Annotated in this window: 17 protein-coding genes and 1 tRNA gene; 6 read left to right on the top strand and 12 right to left on the bottom strand. The window is 65.7% G+C overall.

All coding sequences use genetic code 11. The annotated features are described in order from the left end of the window. Positions 1-51: 51 nt before the first annotated feature. From AC0WRY_RS07000 to chpT, 4 genes are all read right to left on the bottom strand, one after another. Complete coding sequence (locus AC0WRY_RS07000; RefSeq protein ID WP_007600538.1) at positions 52-417, bottom strand: response regulator; 366 nt, start codon at positions 415-417, stop codon at positions 52-54. Between the two features lie 73 nt (positions 418-490). After that, positions 491-964 carry a chemotaxis protein CheW gene (locus AC0WRY_RS06995; protein ID WP_194406288.1) on the bottom strand — a complete coding sequence of 158 codons (474 nt, stop codon included), beginning with the start codon at positions 962-964 and terminating at the stop codon, positions 491-493. Positions 965-988: 24 nt separating this feature from the next. After that, the gene (locus AC0WRY_RS06990; protein ID WP_194406287.1) at positions 989-3,781 is read right to left on the bottom strand and encodes a hybrid sensor histidine kinase/response regulator; all 2,793 of its coding nucleotides are present in this window, start codon (positions 3,779-3,781) and stop codon (positions 989-991) included. Between the two features lie 196 nt (positions 3,782-3,977). Continuing rightward, positions 3,978-4,631, bottom strand: coding sequence for a histidine phosphotransferase ChpT (chpT, locus tag AC0WRY_RS06985; RefSeq protein ID WP_028134580.1), 654 nt, complete (start codon positions 4,629-4,631; stop codon positions 3,978-3,980). 204 nt (positions 4,632-4,835) lie between these two features. Between chpT and AC0WRY_RS06980 the strand changes: the two genes are divergently transcribed. Next, the gene (locus AC0WRY_RS06980; protein WP_246776423.1) at positions 4,836-5,657 is read left to right on the top strand and encodes a 3'(2'),5'-bisphosphate nucleotidase CysQ family protein; all 822 of its coding nucleotides are present in this window, start codon (positions 4,836-4,838) and stop codon (positions 5,655-5,657) included. A 9-nt stretch (positions 5,658-5,666) separates the two neighbouring features. On the opposite strand, the gene AC0WRY_RS06975 is transcribed toward AC0WRY_RS06980, so the two are convergent. Beyond that, complete coding sequence (locus tag AC0WRY_RS06975) at positions 5,667-6,152, bottom strand: YHS domain-containing (seleno)protein (RefSeq protein ID WP_194406286.1); 486 nt, start codon at positions 6,150-6,152, stop codon at positions 5,667-5,669. 139 nt (positions 6,153-6,291) lie between these two features. Between AC0WRY_RS06975 and AC0WRY_RS06970 the strand changes: the two genes are divergently transcribed. From AC0WRY_RS06970 to AC0WRY_RS06960, 3 genes are all read left to right on the top strand, one after another. After that, on the top strand, positions 6,292-6,897 hold the full coding sequence (locus tag AC0WRY_RS06970) for a DUF1134 domain-containing protein (RefSeq protein ID WP_194406285.1): 606 nt from the start codon (positions 6,292-6,294) through the stop codon (positions 6,895-6,897). Positions 6,898-7,016: 119 nt separating this feature from the next. Next, the gene (locus tag AC0WRY_RS06965; protein WP_194406284.1) at positions 7,017-8,309 is read left to right on the top strand and encodes a coiled-coil domain-containing protein; all 1,293 of its coding nucleotides are present in this window, start codon (positions 7,017-7,019) and stop codon (positions 8,307-8,309) included. Between the two features lie 161 nt (positions 8,310-8,470). Beyond that, positions 8,471-8,545, top strand: a tRNA-Val gene (locus tag AC0WRY_RS06960). Between the two features lie 178 nt (positions 8,546-8,723). Here AC0WRY_RS06960 and AC0WRY_RS06955 read toward each other — a convergent pair. After that, a complete protein-coding gene (locus AC0WRY_RS06955; RefSeq protein ID WP_194406283.1) occupies positions 8,724-9,056 on the bottom strand; it encodes a hypothetical protein in 333 nt (110 codons plus the stop codon). 155 nt (positions 9,057-9,211) lie between these two features. On the opposite strand from AC0WRY_RS06955, the gene AC0WRY_RS06950 reads away from it, so the two are divergent. Continuing rightward, on the top strand, positions 9,212-9,985 hold the full coding sequence (locus AC0WRY_RS06950) for an SDR family NAD(P)-dependent oxidoreductase (protein WP_194406282.1): 774 nt from the start codon (positions 9,212-9,214) through the stop codon (positions 9,983-9,985). Between the two features lie 17 nt (positions 9,986-10,002). On the opposite strand, the gene AC0WRY_RS06945 is transcribed toward AC0WRY_RS06950, so the two are convergent. The 4 genes from AC0WRY_RS06945 to AC0WRY_RS06930 all read right to left on the bottom strand — a co-directional run bounded on the left by AC0WRY_RS06945 (position 10,003) and on the right by AC0WRY_RS06930 (position 12,364). Then, positions 10,003-10,680 (bottom strand): SNARE-associated domain-containing protein, encoded by a 678-nt coding sequence (locus AC0WRY_RS06945; RefSeq protein ID WP_194406281.1) that lies wholly within the window; start codon positions 10,678-10,680, stop codon positions 10,003-10,005. A 129-nt stretch (positions 10,681-10,809) separates the two neighbouring features. Further along, complete coding sequence (gene greA / locus AC0WRY_RS06940; RefSeq protein WP_194406280.1) at positions 10,810-11,292, bottom strand: transcription elongation factor GreA; 483 nt, start codon at positions 11,290-11,292, stop codon at positions 10,810-10,812. Between the two features lie 60 nt (positions 11,293-11,352). Then, a complete protein-coding gene (locus AC0WRY_RS06935; protein WP_194408187.1) occupies positions 11,353-11,844 on the bottom strand; it encodes a hypothetical protein in 492 nt (163 codons plus the stop codon). A gap of 184 nt (positions 11,845-12,028) precedes the next feature. Beyond that, a complete protein-coding gene (locus AC0WRY_RS06930; RefSeq protein ID WP_194406279.1) occupies positions 12,029-12,364 on the bottom strand; it encodes a hypothetical protein in 336 nt (111 codons plus the stop codon). 260 nt (positions 12,365-12,624) lie between these two features. Here AC0WRY_RS06930 and AC0WRY_RS06925 point away from each other — a divergent pair, with 260 nt between their 5' ends. Beyond that, entirely contained in the window at positions 12,625-12,858 is a 234-nt protein-coding gene (locus tag AC0WRY_RS06925) for a DUF3551 domain-containing protein (RefSeq protein ID WP_194408186.1), read from the top strand. Between the two features lie 57 nt (positions 12,859-12,915). Here the strand turns inward: AC0WRY_RS06925 and AC0WRY_RS06920 are convergent, their stop codons facing one another. Then, positions 12,916-13,434: a hypothetical protein gene (locus tag AC0WRY_RS06920; RefSeq protein ID WP_194406278.1), complete on the bottom strand. Its 519-nt coding sequence runs from the start codon at positions 13,432-13,434 to the stop codon at positions 12,916-12,918. 40 nt (positions 13,435-13,474) lie between these two features. After that, positions 13,475-15,022 (bottom strand): acetolactate synthase large subunit, encoded by a 1,548-nt coding sequence (locus AC0WRY_RS06915; RefSeq protein WP_194406277.1) that lies wholly within the window; start codon positions 15,020-15,022, stop codon positions 13,475-13,477. Between the last annotated feature and the right edge of the window lie 243 nt (positions 15,023-15,265).

Below are 15,265 nucleotides of genomic sequence, written 5' to 3'. Positions count from 1 at the left end.
AGACAGTTGAAAACAGGCGCCGGAGGATCCGTTCGGCCTCCGGCCGATCGCTTAGATAAGGCCGACTTCCTGGAATTTCGCCGTCACGATGTCCTTGTCGAACGGCTTCATGATGTACTCGTTGGCGCCGGCATGCAGCGCGCGCGCGATATGCGCGACGTCGTTCTCGGTGGTGCAGAACACCACCTTGGGCTGGTCGCCGCCGGGCATGCGCCTGAGATGGCCGAGGAACTCGTAACCATCCATCACGGGCATGTTCCAGTCGAGCAGCACCGCATCGGGCAAGCCGCGCTTGCAGGCCTCCAGCGCCTTCTCACCGTCCTCGGCTTCGAGAATCTGGAAGTCGAGGCCCTCCAGGATGCGGCGCGCAACTTTGCGGATGACGCTGGAATCATCAACGACGAGACAAGTGCGCATGTGAACCTCTGCTTCCTCCCCCTTTTGCGGGGGCACTTCCAATTACCAGCACGTCGGCGGCGAGGCCGTGCTATCAGGCCGCCATCATCTCGGGCGCGAGCTCGAGGACGCGATCGACATCGAGGACGACCATGAGCTGACCGTCGAGGCGGTGGACGCCGCCGGCGAGCTTGGCCATGCGGGGATCGAGGTTGACGGGGTTCTCTTCCATGCCGGCCTCGGGCAGGCGCAGCACCTCGCCGATCTGGTCGATCAAGAGGCCATAGGATTCGCCGCGCAGGTCGACGCCGACCGCCATCGGCACCTTGCCGTCCTCAGGCTGCGGCAGGCCGAGACGGGCGCGCATGTCGACCACGGTGACGATGCGGCCGCGCAGGTTCAGCACGCCCGCGATCTCGCGCGAGGACAGCGGCACGCGGGTGACGCGCTCCGGCATGAACACGTCCTGGACGCGGGAGATCGGCAGGCCGAACAGCTGGCCGCCGATCATCGCGGTGACGTATTCGACCATGGCGCCTTCGGCGGACTGGGTTTTGTTGGTGGCCATAAGCGTATCTCCTGATCCCGTTGGTTACGCCGCTGCCCGGCTCAGCTCGGAGGCGCCGGCGGCGCCCGCGGTCTGCTCCTTCAGCGCCGCGATCAGACCGGGACGGTCGAACTTGGCGACATAGTCGTGGAAGCCGGCCTGACGGCCGCGCTCGATCGCCGCCGGCGACACCAGCGCGGAGAGGCCGATGATCGGCATCGAGCCGAGATTGTTGTCCGAGCGGATCACCTCGGCGAACTCGAACCCGTTCATGTCGGGCATCTCGATGTCGGTCAGCACCACGTCGAAGCTCTGCGCGCGCAGGGCAGCCAGGCCCTCCTGCGCGGTCGGCGCGGTGCGGACGCGGTAGCCGGCGGCTTTCAGGACCGGGGCCAGCATGTTGCGGAAGAACGCAGAGTCGTCGACCAAGAGCACCGACTGCGAGTGCAGCGACGGCTTCATCTCCTTGCGGGTGAACCAGTCGGAGAACGCCATGGGCAGGAAGTGGCCGACGTCGATCACCTCGGTGGCCTGGCCCTTGATCACGGCCGAGCCGAGGATGCCGGAGGAGGAGCCGCCGACCTCGATGTTGAGGCGTTCCTCGACGATGTCGATGATCTCGTCGACGACGAGGCCCATGGAGCGGCCGTCGTCGGCGAACACCAGGATCGGCTGGGCGCCCTGGCTCGCAATGGTGACGCCGTCCATGGCGACGAGCGGCATCAGCTGCTCGCGGTACTGCACCATGTAGCGGCCGTTACTGAACTCGATCTTGTCGGCGGGCAGCTCTTCGAGGCGCGTGACGAGCCCGAGCGGGACCGCCTTGGGCTGCGCCGAGCCGGCGCGGAAGACGAGGAGCGAGGTGGTCTGCTCGCCCGAGCCGATGTGGTGCGCGCCGTTCTCGTCGCCCATGTCATGGGCCGAGGAGCCGGCGGCGCCGAGCGCCTTGGCAATGCCGTTGGGGTCGATGATCATGATCACAGCGCCATCGCCCAGGATGGTGTTGCCGGAGAACATGTCGATGTGACGCAGTTTCGTCGACATCGGCTTGACCACGATTTCTTCGGTGTGGAACACGCCGTCGACGACGATGCCAAAAGTCTGGCTGCCGACCTGGGTGACCACGATGAAGCCGTTCTCGGGATCGGAGGCCGCGCCGTCGTCGATCTTCAAGAGCTTCTTCAGGTGGATCAGCGGCAAGAGCTTGTTGCGCAGACGAAGGACCGCGGTGTCCTTGATGCGCTCGATGCGGTGCTCGGAGTTGGCGCGGGCACGGACCAGCTCGACCACCGAGAGCTGCGGGATCGCGAAGCGGTCGCCGGCGGCTTCCACGATCAGGGCGGAGACGATCGCCAGCGTCAGCGGGATCTTGATGGTGACGGAAGAACCTTCACCGGCCACCGACTTGATGTCGATGGTGCCGCCGATCTGGTCGATATTGGTACGCACCACGTCCATGCCGACGCCGCGGCCGGAGACCGAGGTGATGGCGGCCGCGGTCGAGAAGCCCGGCGCGAAGATGAACTTGTGGATCTGGGCTTCGCTCATCTTCTCGAGCTCGGCCTCGGTGACGAGGCCTGAGGAGATCGCCTTGGCCTTGATCTTCTCGGTGTTGAGGCCGCGGCCGTTGTCGGCGATGCAGATGATGATGTGGCCGCCCTCGTGATAGGCGGACAGGCGGATGGTGCCCTGCTCGCCCTTGCCGCTGGCGAGGCGCTCGGCGGGGGTCTCCAGGCCATGATCGGCGGAGTTGCGCACCATGTGGGTGAGCGGGTCCTTGATCAGGTCGAGCACCTGGCGGTCGAGCTCGGTGTCGGCGCCATGCATCTCGAGTTCGATCTGCTTGCCGAGTTCGCTCGAGAGGTCGCGGACGATGCGCGGCAGCTTCTGCCAGGCATTGCCGATCGGCTGCATGCGCGTCTTCATGACGCCCTCCTGCAGCTCGGCGGTGACGTTGGACAGGCGCTGCAGCGGCACCTTGAACTCGGTGTCCTCGTTGCGGCGGGATATCTCCAGAAGCTGGTTGCGGGTCAGGACCAGCTCGGAGACCATGGTCATCAAATGCTCCAGCGTATCCACGTTGACGCGGATCGACTGGTTGGCGATGCGGTCGCCTTCGGAGGCGCCCTCGTCGGCCATCGACTTCTTCGGGGCGGCCTTCTCCTTGGCGGGCTTGGCCGCTTCCTTCGCAGCGGGTGCAGGAGCCGGGGCTTCAGCGGCCGGCGCCGGCGCAGCCTCGACCTTGGCAACGGGCGCGGGCGCTTCGATCGCGGTCTCGCGGAAGGCGCGCTCAAGCTCGTCGAGCGAGACTTCGCCGGGGCGCAGCGGACGCTCCAGGGTCTGGTCGATCAGCGTGCCCATGGTCAGGTCCTTGGCGGGCGCGGCAGCAGCAACAGGTGCCTCCGGCGCCAGCGGCGGGGCCTCGGTGACAGGAGCAGCAGCACCCGCCGCCATTGCGGCCATACCCTGCTCGACCATCGCTTCCAGCTTGTCGATGAGATCGCGGTCGTTCCCCTCGGGCTCGGCCTCGGTCGCCTCCAGGCCTGCCAAAATCTCCTTGATGCGGTCGATCGAGGACAGGATCACCGTGACCGCCTGGCCCGTCACCGGCATGCCGTCGCGGAATTTGCCCATCAAGGTCTCGCCGGCATGCGCCAGCGCTTCGAGCCGGGGCAGTCCGAGGAAGCCGCACGTGCCCTTGATGGTGTGGACCAGGCGGAAGATGTTATCCAGGATCTTGGCGTTGTTCGGCTCCTGCTCGAACTTCACCAATTGATTGTCCACGGTGTCCAGGCTCTCGCTGGTCTCCGTCAGAAACTCCCGCAACAGATCATCCATGAAAACAGGCCTTCATACAGCGAGGGCGCGCACGAGGCGTGGTGCGCCATTTCGGAATGAGGCCAGCTTCACCGCAAAGCGTTTAATATTGGTTGAGTATGTGCAAAAGAACGGAACCAACAAAGAGATAAGGCGCTCCGGACAAGCCGAAGCGCCTTGTAAAGATTCGATTAAGAGGCCGGACGCGACGCGTCGTTTACGAAGCGGTAACGGTGATGGCTTCGCCTTCCGGCGCAAGCTTCACGGTGAGCCCGCAGGCCTGGGCCAGCAGACGCGTATAATAAGGCTGGATCGCGTGCGCATCCGCGGCGGGGCCGCGCTCGCCGCTCAGCAGCTCGGAGATGTTCTGCGGCAGGCGCGCATTGTGGCCGGTCGCGGTGATGCGAAAGCTCATCGTCTCGCCCTCGCCGATCGGGTCGATCGTCAGCATGCCGCCGCGCGGGATCGTGTGCTGGGCGACGACCAGCATGTTGAGCAGCAGCTTGACGCGGTTCTTCGGCAGGAGGAGCCGCGGCAGATTCCAGGTGATCGAGCACTTGCCGTCCTCGATGTGGCCTTTCGCCATGGTCTGGGCATCGCCGAGATCGATCTGCGCGCCGGAGGAGCCGGCCGCGCCGAAGGCGAGACGGCAGAACTGCAGCCGGGCGGAGGCGGTCTTGGCGCTCTTGCGGATCAGGTCGAGCGCGAACTCGCGGTCTTCGGGCTTGGGATCGTCGTCGAGCACTTCGAGGCCGTTGACGATGGCGCCGACAGGGCTGATGAGATCGTGGCAGACCCGCGAGCACAACAGCGCGGCGAGTTCGAGCATATCGGGAGCAGTTGCGGTCGCGGGCGACGAGGCGTCAGACATATAAAGGGGTCCTGGAGGGTTCCTGGAATTGCACGGCGCTGGACGCCGCGAATCACGCATGCTTGACGGATGCTGCGGGTTCTAACATTCGCCAGCCCGCGGCAGCTAGCTTGCGATCACGTCCGGGCGGTCATAAGCCCAATCGAATCGTTCGGGGGCGAATCAGTCGAGAAGGAACGAATTGCCGATGATTGAGGCATCCAGGTGAAGCGGATCATCGACAGCGCGGCCGCATCCGGCCTGATGGAGCCGCTGACGGCCCTGGTGGTGAAGGCGGGCGAGGCGATCCTTGCCGTCAACCGCGCGGCGATGCGGGTCGACGGCAAGCAGGACGGCTCGCCGGTAACCGAGGCCGACCTTGCCGCCGACCGCATCATCGCGGAGGGCCTGGCGCAGCTCGCAGGCGACGTGCCGACGCTCTCGGAAGAGCGGACCGAGCTCGCTTCTGCGCCGTTCGAGGGCAGCTTCTTCCTGATCGATCCGCTCGACGGCACCAAGGAGTTCGTCGCCGGCCGCGACGAGTTCACCGTCAACCTCGCCCTCGTGACATCGGGCGCGCCGCTGCTGGGCATCGTCAGTGCGCCCGCGCTCGGGGTGCTCTGGCGCGGCATCGTCGGCCGCGGCGCCGAGCGCGTGAGGTTTGACGGTGCGACCATCGGCGCGGCCGAGCCGATCCGCACCCGCAAGCTGCCGGCGCGGGGCGAGCCCTGGGTTGCAGCAGTGAGCCGCTCGCATGGCGATCCCAGGAGTGAGGCGTTCATCGACGACAGGCCCAATGCCGTGAGAAAGACCTGCGGCTCGGCCGTGAAATTCGGCCGGATCGCCGAGGGCAGCGCCGACATCTACCCCCGCTTCGGGCCGACCTGTGAATGGGATGTCGGGGCCGGTTCCGCGGTCGTGACCGCGGCCGGCGGCAGGGTGACCGACAGCAAGGGCGGCGAGCTCCGCTTCGGCCAGCGGCCGGCCAGTGGCTTCATCATCCCGGAGTTCATCGCCTGGGGCGATCCGCAGGCGGCGGAACTCTGAGGTAAGCCGCTACTGACCGAGCTGCTCCAGAAGCGCCGGCCAGCGCTTGCCCACCTCATAGAGGAACCGTTCGGGGTCGGCGGCGAAGGCGTCACGATTGGCTTCCCGGCTGAACAAATAAAGCCGCTGCGCCGCGATCACGAAGAAACGGGGATTGCCGGCGACGGTGACGCCGCGGGCGATATCGGCGGGATCGTAGCCGCCGAACTGCGGCCCATAGACCTCGGGATGCGCCAGGAAGGAGGCCCGGTTGCCCTCGTTTCGGAAGCGCCAGACCGCGCCCCAGAGGTTCGCCTCGAATTCCGCCGTCCCCTGCACCGCCTCGCCATCGACGAAATAGGCAACGGGGTCGAAGCCCTGGATGGCGACGCCGGTGAAGCGGTTGACGACGACCCGCTCGGTGGTGGCAGCCTCGGTCGGCAACCCCGAGCCCGTGATCCATATGCCCGCCAGCAGGCCGACGAGGAGGCGGATCAAGGCAATTCCGGGGCGCAAAGGGCTATCTTCCTGCCGTTGTGCCGTCATAGTTGCTGCGGATAACATCCGAGTCGAGGGGACATCCGGCGCAACCTAGAGCCATGCCTGTTGGCGTCAGGTTAAGGAAGCGACCGGATTCGGTACCAGGGGTTCTTTCATGACTTTCGCATCACGCCTTGCTGCGCTCGCGCTTGCCGCGATGGTCGGCTGGATCGTGCCGGCTTCAGCGCAGACCGCGCCGCCGCCGGACCTGCCGCCGCCGCAGCGGACCCCAACGCCCAACACCTACGGGCCGGACGAGCTCGTCGGTGCCGGACACCGCTTCTTCGGCAACGTCTCGCGCGGGCTTGCCTCCATCATCGAGAAGGCGATCAGCCAATGGGGCCTGCCCAACGGCTACATCCTGGGTGAGGAAGGTTCCGGCGCGTTCGTTGCCGGCCTGCGTTACGGCGAAGGCACGCTCTACACCAAGAACGCCGGCGATCTCAGAGTCTACTGGCAGGGCCCCTCGCTCGGCTTCGACTGGGGCGGCGACGGCGCGCGCACCATGACGCTGGTTTACAATTTGCCCGCCACCAACGCGATCTACCAGCGCTTCGCCGGCCTCGACGGCTCGGCCTACATCATCGGCGGCTTCGGCATGACGGCGCTCACCGCCAACAACATCGTGCTGGTGCCGATCCGCTCGGGCTTGGGCTTACGGCTGGGCGCCAATATCGGCTATCTCAAATACACGCCGCGCGCGACCTGGAACCCGTTCTAGGTCTCCTCCTCCCATCCTGTTAGGGATCAAGGTTAACGACAGGCCGGGGCTGGCTTTTTGCCGGCCCGCCATGGCATGGTCGTTGGTGAATTTTTCCTTAAGCTTGGGAGTTCTGCCCCATGGTCGAACCGATCATGTACCTGGCGATCGGTTTCCTGCTCTCGATGCTGTGCGGGCTCGCCATCGTGCCGCTGGTGCATAACCGCGCCGTGCGCCTGACCACGCGCCGGCTCGAAGCCGCAACGCCGCTGTCGATGGCGGAGATCCAGGCCGACAAGGACCAGCTCCGCGCCGAATTCGCCATGTCGGCGCGGCGGCTCGAGATGAGCGTCGACCAGCTCAAGAACAAGACCACGAGCCAGCTCGCCGAGCTCGGCAAGAAGAGCGACGCCATCAACCGCATGAAGATCGAGCTCGGCGAGAAGAACGCCACGATCTTCGCACTCGAGGCGCGCGAGAAGGCGGTGAAGGAGCAGCTCCGCGCCACCGAAGAGGAATTCAACGCCAAGACCCAAGCGTTGCGCGAAGCCGAGATCGCGCTGACCGACAAGCAGGCCGAGCTCGCCAAGATCAACTCCGAACTGTCCGACCGCTCGATGATGGCGGAGAGCCGCCAGGTCGAGCTGGTCGCCGTGCGCGCGCAGATCGAGGAATTGAAGAATCGCGTCGGCGATGCCGAGAAGGAGTTCGCGGCGACGCAGGCGCGGCTCGCGCAGGAGCGTCTGGAATCGGAGACCGCCTCGCGCGAGCTCGGCGATGCCCGCGGCCGGGTCGAGAATCTGAGCCAGCGCGTCACCGAGCTCGATCGCCAGCTGCTGGTGCAGGTCAAGGAAGCCGAGATGCTGTCAGGCCGCGTCGCCGACCTCGAAGGACGCCTCGCGACGCAGGGCAAGCTGCTTGCCGAGCGCGACTATGAGAACAACCAGCTCCGCCAGGCCAATGAGGCCAATGAGCGCACCGTCAAGGAGCTGCGCGTCGAGATCGCGGGCCTCAGCGGCGGCAAATCGTCGGCGGCTGCGGAGGCGCTGCGCGCGGAAAAGACCGCGCTGGAAGAGCAGCTTCGCACCGCGCGCGACGAGCGCGCAAAACTGCAGCGCGACCTCAACGCGATCCAGCAGCAGGCCGAGAGCTCATGGGCGACCGAGCGCATGGAGAATGCGCTGTTGCGCGAGCGCATCAACGACATTGCCGCCGAGGTGGCCAAGCTCGCGATGCAGCTCGAAGGTCCGAACTCGCCGATCGAGGCGCTGCTGGCGGCCGAGGCCGGCCAGCCGCCGAAGCCGGCGCCGCGCCCGGCCAACGACGCCGCCACCAACGGCACGCCGAGCCTGCCCGAAGGCGGCGGAACGCTGGCCGAGCGGATCCGGGCGCTGCAGGCCCACGCCTCCCGCGCCCGCCAGCAGGGCGCGTAAGCGGCCCGAAACCGCCCTTTCCGCCGCGCATGGCGCGGTTGCCGCAAGCTTTTCCGGCTTCGAGCCACCTGGAAACTTGACACCTCAAGCCCGCACTTCTAAATCGCGGGCTCCGATGCGCCGGCCGGCCGACAAGGTCCGGCCGTTGGCATGATGGTCCCGGGCGCATAGCTCAGCGGGAGAGCGTTCCCTTCACACGGGAGAGGTCCAAGGTTCGATCCCTTGTGCGCCCACCATCCATTGTCCTGCTTGATCTGCCAATTGCCGACGATCTCGCCCGACGGCTGTCGGCGACCGCCCGAACAAGAATCTCGAAAACAACCCCATGCACAGTAGCCGACGTCAGTCGGATCAAGGGGTTACGGCTTTGCCGAAGTCATCGGAATCAGGGCCGGCCCATCATTGACGCGCGGCCTAATCCTCGGCCGGTTCGCTCCTCCGTCGGCGCAATCGTCGCGCGACGACTTCGCCCAGGGGACGGTCCGGCGATTTGCGAAAGGCGCTGAGCTTCTTGATCCGGCCTTTGCGCAAGACATCCGACTGCGCTTCGTCGGCGACTTCGTCCCGAACATCGCCCTGCGCAGGGATCAAGGCCTGGCGCACTGCCCGGCGCTCGTCCCGGTGCGAGAGCTGCTTGCTGCGCGGAATGTTCTTCCGGCTGCTTTTCTGATTCTCTCCATAGGTATTGCGCCGGTCGTGCTCATAGCTCAAGCGCTTCTTGTCCTGTGGAGTTTTGACCTTGCTCAAACATGCCTCCAGATTGACCTGCCGCTGCGGGCGTTTCGCGGAACGCAGCTCAAGACTAAGTGTTGAGCGCGGTGACCTTGGGTCGATCGCCCAAGGATCGGAAGAGAAAAGCGGCACCAGAGAGCGCGTGCCGAGACATTCGCAAGGAGCAGCCCATGGCGACCATCTTCATCACCGGCAGCACGGATGGGCTCGGCCGGGCGGCGGCTCAATCGCTGCTTGATCAGGGACACCGCGTGGTGCTGCACGCGCGCTCGGCCGATCGTGCCAAAGCGCTCGGCGAGGTGAGGTCACGAGCCCAGGGGATCGTGGTCGGCGATCTCAAGAGCGCGGCCGAGACCAAGGACATCGCCGACCAGGTCAACGCGATCGGGCGCATGGACGCGATCATCCACAACGCCGGCGTCTACACGCGGCCCGGCCGCGGCACAACGCCGGAAGGCCATGCCGAGACGTTCGCCATCAACACGCTTGCACCGTACATGCTCACCGCGCTGATCGAGCGGCCCGGCCGGATGGTGTATCTCAGCAGCGGATTGCACAGGGGTGGCGAGGGCTCGCTCGACGATCTCGACTGGACCAGGCGTCCCTGGGATGCCGCCAAGGCCTACGCCGAGAGCAAGCTGCACGCCGTCGCGCTGGCCTTCGCGCTGGCGCGGCGCTGGCCCAACGTCCTCTGCAACGCCGTCGATCCCGGATGGGTGCGCACCAGGATGGGCGGCGCGGGCGCGCCTGTCGATATCGACACCGGGCAACGGACGCAAACCTGGCTGGCCGCGAGCGAGGAGCCCGCCGCCCTGGTGACGGGGCGCTACCGGCATCACCTCGCGCAGGAGCAGCCGGCGCGTGAAGCGACCGATCCGACATTTCAGGAGGCGCTCATCGGTCAATTGAGCAAGCTGACGGGCGTTGCGCTGCCGGAGGCGTAAGGGCCGATGACGAAGTTTCACGCCGCCCGCTGTGGCCACCAGGCCGCGTAAAGACCGACCAACGTTCCGATGGCGACCAGGGCTGCCGCGAGCAGCACCTGCAATTCGCCGTCATCGGTGGGGCCGACGGACGACACGAGCCTGGTCACGATGACGAACAGGATGCCGACGGCGGCCGCTGCACCCACGCAGAGATAAGCGAGCTCTCGCGTCAGATTGCGGCCGAGCAGTCCGAGCGCCGTGAAATACATGGCGCAGGCGTTGGGATGCACGAACAAGGCAATACGCGCGTAAGGGCCGTAGGCGTCGAACAGAGACTCGCATCGGCGCAAGGCCGCCTTCGAGGCAACACGCTGCAGGAACGGCCTGAAGAAACGCGCCTGTCCGTAGCTGAGAACGGCGCCGAGGATGATGGCGAGCCACGCCACGGTGAAGACGGAGCCATCCACCGCCTTCGGATTGAGCGCCACCGACATCAGGATCAGGGCGGTGCCGGGAAAATAGCCGAAATACGGGAACACCGCTTCCAGCAGCACGCAGACGAACATGAAGGCCGGAAACCACGATGAACCGGTCGCGCCCTGAACGATCGCGTTCAGGTCGAACAGGCTCGTCCTGTAGAGAACGAGGTACATGCACATGGCAAGTCCCGCCAGCGCGTAGAACGGCAGCGCTCCCGACAGAAATCGTTTCATTCAACCATCAAGGTTTGTTCGGCGGAGACGACGGCCTCGCGCTGCTGCGGATCATGCTTTAGGCGAATGGGATTGCTCCTGTCGATAGCGCCCTTTGCCACGCGATTCTCGATGCGGCCCTGCGCCTTGCTACGCGATCGACAGGATCTCGATCTCCTGCGCGCCCGTCCCGACGACATCGCCGACCGCCTTGCCCATCAGCGACTTCGCGACCGGCGCGACGAACGAGATCGTCCCCGCCTTCGGGTCGGCTTCGTCCTCGCCGACGATGCGATAGGTCTGCACGCGGCCGTCAGCGCGGCTGAATGTTACCGTGCTGCCGAAGGCGACGACATCATTTGAGGCCGGATCGGGAACGAGCTGCGCGGTGCGCAAGCGCTCCGTCAGATAGCGGGCGTCGCGCAAGGGCACGGCCGATTGCCGGCGCTTCTCGTTGACGTCCTCGATGGCTTGCGCGGCTTCATAGGCCTTGCGGGCCTCTGCAAGCTGCGTTTGCAGCGCCTGCAGGCCGGCTTCCGTCACGAGGTTGGGATGCGGCGAGATCGGGCGATCCGGCAACAACGTCTCGGACGCGGTCTCGGCGCTTTCTTCCTTGGTAAAGGCGACGCTCAATGCAGGAATCCTGTCGAACTGTTCCGGTTGGCGACGCCAGGCGCCGCCGCTTGTCCCGGATTATATCTCAAGTTCGACGAAACGACGGAGCTTGAAGACAATATCCGGCAGGGCCTGGCGGAACCGCGTTGCGTTCTGGAAATTGGTCGAGAACGGCGCGAAGGTGATCATCGCGTTCCAATGCCGGTAGCCATAGACCGTGACCGAGACGCCGGTTGCCGGAAAATCCTCCAGCTTGCGCAGCTCGCCCAGCACGAGATCGGCAATCGCTTCGGCCGGCAGCAGCTGTTTGCCGTCCCGCGTCGTGACAATCTTTGCGGGCTGCTCGACCGGCTCCGCGGTGGCCGGTGCAGCGTCGGACGCATCCTCCTGCTCTTGCCTGATCGGCGCTGTCTCGGCGGTCGGCGCCGAAACCGCATCCGCTCCATTCGAGGGCACTGTCGGCGGCCCCTCGGTGAGCGGCGGCGGTGCAACATTCTCTGCGCGCTTGTTGCCACCGAGGATGCTGCTGATCATGGCCACGAGGCCAGCATCCTTCACGTCGTCACTCATCATTCCCCCCACGCTTCGGCCTACTCTAGCATTGCGCTGGCAGACCGCCATCGGGGATCTCTGGCCGGACTCCGTCCGGCAGAGACGGTTCGTCGCAGGCGTTGGACGGAGGGCGCTTCGAGAGCCCGCTCCTCGAAAGCAGCAGCGGCGCGAAGCGGGGCGTCCCGCGCCGCCATGCGATCCGTCACTGCTTATCGAACGGAATATATTGCTGGTACTGCTTGGGCACGGAGCTGCGATAGCGCGCGGGCACGGTGCCGGTGTCGACGGAGTGATCGATTTCCTGCTGCCGCGTCATCTTCTTCTTCGCCGGTTTCTTCGAGGCACTCTTCTTGGAGTCGGTCGGCTGACTGGAACTGTCGGTGGTCGCAGCCGGCACCGCCGTCGTTGCCGGCGCGGTGGTTGTCGCCGCAGGCGCAGCGGTTCCGCCGGCAGCGGGCGCCGTCTGGGCCAGCGCGAGCGGTGTTTGCATGATGAACGCCAGCGCCGCTGTCGCGGCCAGCAAGTATGACTTTTGCATCAGAACCTCCAAAATTGCCTGATCCGAACGAGGCCAACCTAGGCCCGCGGCATCGACGCGTGCAAGTCTGTCGACATTAGGTCCGATCCCACGCGAGAACTGTGGCCGAGATCACATTGCTCGCCACCGGCTGCGTCACGATATACCTCGCCTCGAACGCATCCGGTATCGCGAAAGACCAACACAACATGACCATGCGTCAGACAGGCCACGGGAACGCCAAGGCCCGGCGTTCCACCCCACAATCGAAGGAGACTGAAATGCGTCGCACCATCCTCACGTTTGCATCATTCGCAACCTTGATCGCCGCGTCGTTGTCGGCCGCCCCGGCCCAGGCGGGCAGCGACCGGTATTGCCTGCAAGGCCGCAGCTGGGGCTATCCCGGCAATTGCCAGTTCGCCAGCTATCAGCAATGTGCGGCGACGGCATCCGGCACCTCGGCCTATTGCGGCATCAACCCGCGCTACGCGTATTCGCAGCCGTACTCCTACTGACGACATCGCGGCTGAAGGTATGGCGGCGTGCGCAATGATCGCGCACGCCGCATTGTTCTAGACGGGGCTTCCGAGGCCGATCTCCTCGAGCCGCGACGAGAACCAGCGCGACAGCGCATCGTCGACGGAGCCGCTGACATAGACTTCGGACGTCGTCACCCGCTCCTTGTCCAGCACCAGCAGCACGCCGAGCCAGTAGGGAAACCAGACGTGGACGTCGGTCAGCGCCCGCAGCTTGTGCTGGTCGTGCTCCAGCGGCGTGTGATTGCTCGCCTTGCGGATCTCGACACTGAGCAGATTGTTCGGGATCTCGCGCTGATGCACGACGACATCGGGATAGATCGACTTCCCCAGATGATCGTCGGTCGAGATGATGGTGCCGTGCGGCAGATGCAGCGTGCGCTCGCCGAGCCGGTCGTAATTGCAGTCGACCGACCAGCCGGAGAACTGCTTTTCCAGATGCACGGCGAAGCGGTGCGTGACCGCGCGCTCGCCGATGTCCTTCTCGAACAGGAAGCCTTCGTGGGCGTAGAAGTCCCGGAGCGCCGCAATCACCTTGTTCAGCTCGGTCTGCATCGTGCCTCCGGGCTCTCGGCGCTCCGCGTTGCGTAAACCCTTACATCACGACTTCGATCAGCCGCGGGCCGGGCTCGGCGACGGCTTCGGCCAGCGCCTTGTTGAACTCGTCGGCATTGGTGACGGCGCGGCCGGGCACGCCCATGCCCTTGGCCAGCGCCACGAAATCCAGCGTCGGTCGGTCGAGCCTGAGCATGTCGTTGGCGCGCTGGCCGGGCTCGCCGGCGCCGACATTGTCGAACTCGCCGCGCAGGATCTGGTAGATGCGGTTGGCGAACACGATGGTGACGATGTTGAGGTTCTCGCGCGCCTGCGTCCACAGCGACTGGATCGTGTACATCGCGCTGCCGTCGCCGACCATGGTGATCACCTTGCGGTCCGGACAGGCGATCGCGGCACCGATCGACAGCGGCGTCGAGAAGCCGATCGAGCCGCCCATGTTCTGCAGCCAGTCGTGCGGCGCGGCGGCCGCCGTCGGCGGGAAGAAGCCGCGGCCGGTGGTCAGCGACTCGTCGACCATGATCGCATTCTCGGGGATCGCACAGGCGATCGCCTGCGCAATCGAGGCGAAGGTGAGCGCGCCGGTCGGCTTGACCAGTTCCTGCACCGCCTGCGGCTTGACGTCCTTGGCGCTGGCCTTCACCGCGCCGGCGAGCGCTTCCAGCGCTGCGACCGAGTTCTCGCCCCAGGAGGTCATGCGATGGACGTCGCAGCCCTCGGGCTTGAGCATGCTCGGCTTGTTCGGATAGGCGAAGAACGCCACGGGATCGTCGGACTCGACCAGCACGATGTGACGGAACTTGGCCAGCATCGGCAGCGCGTTCTCGATCACGTAATGGATGCGGTCGATCGAGAAGCGGCCGCGGCCTCGCGCCATCTTGGGGCGGAAGGTCGGGCCCATCACGGTGCAGCCGGTCCTGGCGGCGATGCGCTCGGCCAGCGCCAAGCCCTGCTCGCTGAGGGCGCTGCCGGTCATCAGGAGCAGCGTGCCCTCGCCGTCGCCATGCAGGATTTTTGCGGCCTGCTCGACCGCCTGCGGCGAATAGCTCGCGCGCTGCTGCTCGGCCGGAACCTCGGCGATGCCGTCGGCCTCGTTCCAGGCGGTGTCGGCAGGCAGGATCAGCGTCGCGATCTGCCCCGGTGCACTTTTGGCGGCGGCGATCGCCGCGGCGCCGTCAGCGGCAACCGACTTGGAATTCGGTGAGGTCCGGACCCAGGACGACATCGGCCGGGCCAGGCCCTCGATGTCGGAGGTCAGCGGCGCGTTGTAGTCGATGTGGTAGACGGCATGCTGGCCGACGATGTTGACGATGCCGGAATTGGCCTTCTTTGCGTTGTGCAGGTTGGCAAGGCCATTGGCGAGGCCGGGACCGAGATGCAGCAGGGTCGAGGCCGGCGTGCCCTTCATGCGGTAATAGCCGTCGGCGGCACCGGTCACCACGCCCTCGAACAGGCCGAGCACGCAGCGCATGCCGGGGACGCGGTCGAGCGCTGCGACAAAATGCATCTCGGAGGTGCCCGGGTTGGAGAAGCAGATGTCCACTCCGCCCTTGACCATCGTCCGCACCAGGCTTTCCGCACCGTTCATCCCAAGCTCCCGCAGCATATCCAGAGTTCCGACCGATCAATCATTGTTCGCGCGTCCGGTCAAAGCAATAGCCGCCATCGCGGCCCTGCCCCGCGCGATGATGCGCCGATTTGGCTAACGCTTTTCGGCAAGCCGGCATGGTTGCCGATTTGATAACGCCTGTGCGGGATGATGTCCCTCACGGGCCCGTGGCTTGCGAAAAGCCCGCAAATATGGCCTGTGGCCTATGTTGAAGCGATTTTT

The organism is Bradyrhizobium sp. T-12 (assembly GCF_058314695.1).
Note: the sequence above shows the minus strand (reverse complement) of the source record. Positions and strands in the feature narration are given on the sequence as shown.

Coding starts and splice junctions, on each gene's coding strand:
- AC0WRY_RS07000 (WP_007600538.1), bottom strand. CDS start 417: ATGCGCACTTGTCTCGTCGTTGATGATTCCAGCGTCATCCGCAAAGTT.
- AC0WRY_RS06995 (WP_194406288.1), bottom strand. CDS start 964: ATGGCCACCAACAAAACCCAGTCCGCCGAAGGCGCCATGGTCGAATAC.
- AC0WRY_RS06990 (WP_194406287.1), bottom strand. CDS start 3,781: ATGGATGATCTGTTGCGGGAGTTTCTGACGGAGACCAGCGAGAGCCTG.
- chpT (WP_028134580.1), bottom strand. CDS start 4,631: ATGTCTGACGCCTCGTCGCCCGCGACCGCAACTGCTCCCGATATGCTC.
- AC0WRY_RS06970 (WP_194406285.1), top strand. CDS start 6,292: ATGACTTTCGCATCACGCCTTGCTGCGCTCGCGCTTGCCGCGATGGTC.
- AC0WRY_RS06965 (WP_194406284.1), top strand. CDS start 7,017: ATGGTCGAACCGATCATGTACCTGGCGATCGGTTTCCTGCTCTCGATG.
- AC0WRY_RS06950 (WP_194406282.1), top strand. CDS start 9,212: ATGGCGACCATCTTCATCACCGGCAGCACGGATGGGCTCGGCCGGGCG.
- AC0WRY_RS06945 (WP_194406281.1), bottom strand. CDS start 10,680: ATGAAACGATTTCTGTCGGGAGCGCTGCCGTTCTACGCGCTGGCGGGA.
- AC0WRY_RS06935 (WP_194408187.1), bottom strand. CDS start 11,844: ATGAGTGACGACGTGAAGGATGCTGGCCTCGTGGCCATGATCAGCAGC.
- AC0WRY_RS06930 (WP_194406279.1), bottom strand. CDS start 12,364: ATGCAAAAGTCATACTTGCTGGCCGCGACAGCGGCGCTGGCGTTCATC.
- AC0WRY_RS06925 (WP_194408186.1), top strand. CDS start 12,625: ATGCGTCGCACCATCCTCACGTTTGCATCATTCGCAACCTTGATCGCC.
- AC0WRY_RS06920 (WP_194406278.1), bottom strand. CDS start 13,434: ATGCAGACCGAGCTGAACAAGGTGATTGCGGCGCTCCGGGACTTCTAC.
- AC0WRY_RS06915 (WP_194406277.1), bottom strand. CDS start 15,022: ATGAACGGTGCGGAAAGCCTGGTGCGGACGATGGTCAAGGGCGGAGTG.